This is a genomic window from Bradyrhizobium lablabi (assembly GCF_001440475.1).
Classification (GTDB): Bacteria; Pseudomonadota; Alphaproteobacteria; order Rhizobiales; family Xanthobacteraceae; genus Bradyrhizobium; species Bradyrhizobium lablabi.
In genome coordinates this window covers 1-1,429 of the sequence record NZ_LLYB01000008.1, presented here as the reverse complement: position 1 = coordinate 1,429, position 1,429 = coordinate 1, and the positions used below count along the sequence as shown (strand labels likewise).

At 62.7% G+C, this 1,429-nt stretch carries 3 protein-coding genes; all 3 read right to left on the bottom strand.

What is annotated here, in order from left to right; translation table 11 throughout:
- Positions 1–757, bottom strand: a 757-nt coding sequence (locus CQ14_RS00045) for an IS66 family transposase (RefSeq protein ID WP_156434578.1), incomplete at its 3' end; no start/stop codon positions are given.
- A gap of 47 nt (positions 758–804) precedes the next feature.
- Entirely contained in the window at positions 805–1,125 is a 321-nt protein-coding gene (tnpB, locus tag CQ14_RS00040) for an IS66 family insertion sequence element accessory protein TnpB (RefSeq protein ID WP_430642467.1), read from the bottom strand.
- Between the two features lie 23 nt (positions 1,126–1,148).
- Positions 1,149–1,429, bottom strand: a 281-nt coding sequence (locus tag CQ14_RS45120) for a hypothetical protein (RefSeq protein WP_430650114.1), incomplete at its 5' end; no start/stop codon positions are given.

Sequence of the window (1,429 nt, the reverse complement as noted above, 5' to 3'; positions counted from 1 at the left end):
CATGGCGTTCGATCAAGTGGAAGAGCGGCATGACGGCGAAGGTCCCGTGACCGACCTGGTCGGCCAGCGTCGACAGCGGCAGGTCGATCCCCTCGGCCTTGAAGCGCGCACTCTGGCGGTTGAGTGGGATATGCATGCCGAACTTGTCGAACAGGATCGTCGCCAGCAATTGTGGGCCGATGAAGCCGCGCGGCGTCGCGTGGAACGGCGCGGGCGGCTGGCTGATCTTCTCGCAATCGCGGCAGGTGAACTTCTCGCGTACCGTCTCGATCAGCTTGAAGCGGCGCGGGATCTCCTCCAGCGTCCCGGTCACATCCTCACCGATCTTCGCCAGCCGCGATCCACCGCAGCAGGCACAGGTCGTTGGAGCCTCAATGACGATGCGTTCGCGTTCGATGTCGTCCGGCCATGGCTTGCGCACCGGCCGCTTGCGCATGAAGGGGCGGACGTTCTGCGTCTTCGCCGCTGCGGCCTGCGCGGCAAGCTCATCCTCGCTCGCTGTGGTGACGAGTTCTTCGAGCTCCAACTCCAGCTGCTCGAGCAGCCGTGCCGAGCGCTCGGAGCGCTGCCCGTACAGTTCGCGTTTGAGCTTCTCGATCCGCAGCTCGAGATGCGCGATCAGCGCCTCGTTGTCCGACAGCTCCGCCTGCGCACTGGCAGCCACCGCCTCGGCTCGCAGCCGCGCCTCACGCTCGGCCTGCAGCGCCGCCAGGGCACTCGCAAGGTCCGATGGAAGATCGTCCGGCTTCGATATCATGAAGCCATTGAATCAGATCAAGCAGCAGATTCAAACCGTAAAAGCGGCTATCCGACCCGCGTCGGCCGATGGGTTTCTTGAGGGTTACGCCAATCGATCCCGGACAGCAGATAGCTCAACTGCGCCGGCGAGATCGTTACCGATTCACCGGCAACCGATGGCCAGATGAACTTTCCTCTCTCGAGTCTTTTTGTGAACAAGCAGGCTCCCTGGCCATCGTGCCAGATCGCCTTCACAAGATCGCTGCGGCGACCGCGGAAGACGAACAGATGACCGCTGAGCGGGTCTTTGTGCAGCACCTCCTGCACTTGGAGTGCCAGCGACGGAAAGCCTCTGCGCATATCCGTGTAGCCTGTCGCGAGCCACACTCGCACATTCCCCGGTATCGCAATCATCGGCGTCCAAGCACATCGAGGACCCGCGCCAGCGCCTCCGGATCGACGTGCGCATCCACCCGGATGCACCGTCGGTTGCCGAGATCGATCTCTATCAATCCAGTACGCGCGGCTGCCACGGAGCGAACTCGGCCATCAACCGTAGGCAAAAGCTTCGGAGTTTCCTCAGCCGATGCCGCTACGGCTGCGATCTGCACCGGCGTAAAGGATGGTACAACTTGTTCCGATGTCCGTGCTTGTCGACGCCAGGTAAACACCAGGCTGGCCGCTACTCCGT